We start from the raw sequence: 4,397 nt of genomic DNA on the forward strand, positions 1-4,397 counted from the left end.
TACCAATGCTGATATTTGCAGATATGCTAAGATATAAGCTTGCTGAATACGGGATAAGGTTTGCACTTACGGAAGAGAGCTATACATCCAAAGCGGATTTCCTTGCGATGGATGCGATCCCTGTGTATAAAAAGGGAAGTAATGCTGACTATGTTTTTTCCGGAAAAAGGATAAAACGTGGACTTTACAGGCACTACGATGGAACAATAACAAATGCAGACATAAACGGAGCTGCAAATATCTTAAGAAAAGTATTCCCAAAGGTAACCCAATGGGATAGAGGCATAGTGGACATGCCCTGTTCTTTGGGATGCACTAAGCATCCCAAAGGTTCATGCCGCTTTGCGGCATAACAGAAACCTCTTCCGACACAGAGTCGGTGGTGGTAGTTCATTTATATCAAAATTATAGCGCATAATTCATTCAGAATCATGCGCCAGCTACATTTGAGAAAAATATGGATATATTATCAGCTAAGAAAAAGTAACATTCTAAAAAGTATAGAAACAAACTGGTAAATGACGAACCATTTGATCATCCTTCCAAAAATTGACGGTCTGTAAGTATTTGCAGGCGTATTATTCCAGTTCCAGCTATACGTGTAATTGTATCTTCTCTGTCTGTTTCGCTGTTTCAAATACTCTTCAAAATCCACATATTCTGCCTGATCGTTATAGGCGTTTTGCTGCTCATACGTCTGGCCGGCAGTTCTTTGCTGCCATGAATCCGAGCTATGAGGCTTTGAAAGGATATCGTATGCCGCATTTATTTCATTCATCTTTGCTGAAGCCGCTTCATCATTTGGATGAAGGTCAGGATGATACTTTTTGGCGAGATTCCTGTATGCTTTCTTTATTTCCTCATCTGAGGCTCCCGACTGAACTCCCAGTATTTTGTAAGGATTTGACATCATAGTTTTTCCCTCATTTTCTTGTGCTTGTTCTTATACTGAGTCTAACCTTTTTTCAGAACAAACAACATATCCGATACTGCTAAAGGATATGCGCTATTATTCCTTTTTCGCAATTATCTTAAGAATAGCCACTCTTTCACCTGTTCATGCCACTTTAGACTTGAGCTCCTTCAAAAAGGCAACCATTTCGTTTGAACAGTTCGCTTTTCTGACGTTTATAGCCTGATTATCGCTTACAAGAATATAGAAATTATTATCAGTTTCAAATATCCGATATATCTCATCATAATTTGCCTTAAGGCTTCCCACATTACTTATTTGTTCAAGCTTATCATTGTCAAAAGTAATTATGGCCGCAAAGTTTCTCAGCATCTTATTGCTTTCATAATTTTTCCTGCACCTGAAATTAAAAAGGATATATAAGAGCAAAGGAACGGCAATTACCAATATAATACTCTCTACAGCTAACCTCATGGAATGTGCGGGAAATGACATAGCAAAGGCTGCAAAAAACATAACCTCAACGAGCACAAGAATGTAAATCAAAGATTTGTGTTCGTTCTTTATGAGGAGCCAGTTGAAATCTTTTATTTCATTCAATCCCCACTCAACCCTTGCTTTATGGATAATATCAGTTCTTGATTCCAATGAGCTGCTTAGTTGCTCAAAATCTACCGCTTCAGGTGTGCCCTTACTATTCTTATTATTTCCAACTTCCTTTTTCAGTTTCTGCAGGAATGCAATCAGTTCATTCGAGCAGTCGGATTTTACAACAAAGAATGCCTGCCCACTGCTGATAAAGAGATAGATATTGGTCTTCGTCTCAACAATCTTATATAAATCACTGTATTGGATTTTTGACTTCCCCTTTTCTCCATCAGACTCCATGTAATCCTCATAAAAAGCGTATGAAAATGTATTTCCATGGATCATTTTGTAGCTTTCATAGTTCTTTTTTACTCTTTTGGAAGCAAAAATATATGTAAGGATAGGATAAAAGATCAGCACAAGTGAAAAAATAACCACATTTTCATAATTATTCGTGACTATCCCATTGATAATAAAGCCAATCACAATTGCCACAGCCACAGCAACTGCAGCAATTCCTGCCTTATTTTTGTAAAATTGAGTCGCCCAAAAAGCTTTTCTAGCTTCCTCATATGTATATTTGACTTCTGTCTTATAGGGCATACCGCTTACTCCTCCCATTTTTTATTTCCCCTTTTTTACTACAATGTAGACCAGTGCCTTATCGTGGTTACAGTGGTGACTATCGCAAGAACGACAACTATCGCCCACAAGACATCTATCACGACATCGCTGTTAAAACCATGTATCGTTCCATTCACATATGAATTCATGCATTCCCTTAAGACATATATGACCGGGATTGCTTCAATAATCCAAAGTGCTGTACTTGCAAAAACCAAATAGGTTCTCTTTAATGCTCTTATCTTTCTTTCCTTCTATGCTCAGTTCTCCGCCCAATTCACATCTTTAATCGCATACTTATTGGTCTGAATTATCTTTTCGGAAACTCCGGTTTCGATATCATATACAAAGACTTGGGAACATCCGACAGGCACCATATCTTTGTAATACATTATGTATCTGCCATCCTTTGAAATACGGATTATGTAAGCCCCTCCGTTATCACGTGTATCCGCACGTGTCCCTTCAAGAAGTGTCTCCGTTTTTCCGGACGCAAGGTCATACCGTACGATTTTATCATTTCCGTTATATATTATGGATTCTCCATCAGGAGAGATTTCGAAATCATCGATCCATCGCTTCTCCTGCAATATTACAGAACACTCACCTGTCTCAATATCAAGGCAATAAAGATTATTAGCGACATCTTCATTATAAGTCTCACAGGCAATGAAAAATGCCTTTTTCTCATCTTCTGAAACACAGATTTTCAATATTAAAAAATGACCTGGATTATCAGTTGGAGCCTCCCCTATTAGCAAATAAGAGTTGTCTGCAGGTATATATTTAAATATCTTATTATCGTTGGAATAGTATACAGCGGTTTTGTCCGCATTATAGAACAGTTCCAGGACATCTGCGTCCTCCCCGCTAACAGTATCCGGCATCTTGTATGGCTCATCCGGTTCATACTTGAATTCTTTTTCACTTGTGTTTGTAAATGTATTTGTGCTGCTTTCCCAGCGAGCAATCACAGATTTTTTATCGTTGTTAGCTAACCAAGTGCCGGTAATTTCAATATCGGGATATTTAGAATAATCTACCTTTTGCCCGTTTTGCCTGTTTTGTCTATAGAAAACGGCACAAACAATCACCGCAATCAAGCATATAATCACAGACACCGTCAATATCAGGCGTTTTCCATTAAAGAATCCTTTTTTCGCAAGAAAAGCTATTCCACATATAATCAAACCTACTACTGCATATATAGACAAAATAGGTAAAATAATTTGAAAAACAAATGCCGTTACATGAAAATCTGCAGCAAATATACCTACAAGCAAAAGAACAAAAATAAGTCCCAGAAATGCCAGGATCGGGATATACACTTTTTTCGATATCTTCTTTTCACTTATGAACAAAAAGCCAATAACCGGCATAAAAACCAGGATTATGCATAATATCAGGTTTAAAAACTGCATTCGTAACTCCTCGTAAGTAGTAGTATTGTGGCCAGTATATGTTTATTGAACTGTTTCATTATCTGCCTGCTCCAATCAGCTGTACAAAGCGCATACTTCCACCATTTTTGCATTATAATCATAAGAATAATGCAGATTATTGGGACAAAAATATATCCGGATGAGCATATATCATAAAAAATTTTGTCAGTCATTTATCATCACTTCCTTTTTACTTAGAAAATATACTTAGCTACTCATATTTTCACTATTTCTTTTCTTTTTTCTGTGGGACACCACGCAACAAATTACAATAATAAGTACTCCCACAATCAAGGTAAACGGAAGAATTGTTAATAGAATTGGGCCTAAAAAATATGGGATAAAGAGTTGAAAAATGAAGGCTATAATATGGAAATCAGCCGTCATTAAAAATACAAAAGAAGCAAGAATAATTATTCCGAAAATTAATAGTACCCACTCAACAATTCTTTTTGTCATACTTTTCCTCCCCAAAACTTTTGGGTAGTGTCAAATTAACTACCCATTTTTAGTTCTAAAACCTTGATTTATCGGGAGTTCAAAATAAAAAGAGCATTGACCTCCCTTTTTGGTATAATGTCAGCGACCAAACTCACAAAATAACCAGGAGACAATGCTCGTGAACATTATACTTTATTTACTTCAAATCATTCAACAACTCTATCAGCAAAACTGCTGGCTGATTAATTTCATCTGCAGATATATACCTCTAAAGCAGTGGGCTTTCGATGATTCTCATTCTCCCAAATATCAAAAGTTCAAAGTCGATGAACTCCCTAAGATTGTCTATTACCATCAGGATTGGGACTGGAAAGATCTCAATAACTACT

The 4,397-nt window shown here is 36.8% G+C and carries 5 protein-coding genes and 1 pseudogene; 2 read left to right on the forward strand and 4 right to left on the reverse strand.

The features are described from left to right. On the forward strand, positions 1-353 hold a 353-nt coding region (locus G596_RS25380), incomplete at its 5' end, for a transposase (RefSeq protein ID WP_022763565.1). A gap of 116 nt (positions 354-469) precedes the next feature. On the opposite strand, the gene G596_RS25920 is transcribed toward G596_RS25380, so the two are convergent. The 4 genes from G596_RS25920 to G596_RS0120045 form a co-directional block, all read right to left on the reverse strand. Further along, entirely contained in the window at positions 470-913 is a 444-nt protein-coding gene (locus G596_RS25920; protein ID WP_022763566.1) for a J domain-containing protein, read from the reverse strand. Positions 914-1,057: 144 nt separating this feature from the next. Further along, positions 1,058-2,122, reverse strand: a complete 1,065-nt coding sequence (locus G596_RS0120030; protein ID WP_022763567.1) for a YcxB family protein — start codon at positions 2,120-2,122, stop codon at positions 1,058-1,060. A gap of 263 nt (positions 2,123-2,385) precedes the next feature. Beyond that, positions 2,386-3,546 carry a hypothetical protein gene (locus G596_RS0120035; RefSeq protein WP_022763568.1) on the reverse strand — a complete coding sequence of 387 codons (1,161 nt, stop codon included), beginning with the start codon at positions 3,544-3,546 and terminating at the stop codon, positions 2,386-2,388. Positions 3,547-3,774: 228 nt separating this feature from the next. Next, complete coding sequence (locus G596_RS0120045) at positions 3,775-4,026, reverse strand: hypothetical protein (protein WP_022763570.1); 252 nt, start codon at positions 4,024-4,026, stop codon at positions 3,775-3,777. A gap of 160 nt (positions 4,027-4,186) precedes the next feature. Here G596_RS0120045 and G596_RS26050 point away from each other — a divergent pair. Beyond that, positions 4,187-4,397: pseudogene (locus G596_RS26050) on the forward strand (transposase); the annotation flags it as partial.

The organism is Butyrivibrio sp. AD3002, assembly GCF_000420905.1.
In the GTDB taxonomy this organism is placed as follows: Bacteria; Bacillota; Clostridia; order Lachnospirales; family Lachnospiraceae; genus Butyrivibrio.

Coding starts and splice junctions, on each gene's coding strand:
- G596_RS25920 (WP_022763566.1), bottom strand. CDS start 913: ATGATGTCAAATCCTTACAAAATACTGGGAGTTCAGTCGGGAGCCTCA.
- G596_RS0120030 (WP_022763567.1), bottom strand. CDS start 2,122: ATGGGAGGAGTAAGCGGTATGCCCTATAAGACAGAAGTCAAATATACA.
- G596_RS0120035 (WP_022763568.1), bottom strand. CDS start 3,546: ATGCAGTTTTTAAACCTGATATTATGCATAATCCTGGTTTTTATGCCG.
- G596_RS0120045 (WP_022763570.1), bottom strand. CDS start 4,026: ATGACAAAAAGAATTGTTGAGTGGGTACTATTAATTTTCGGAATAATT.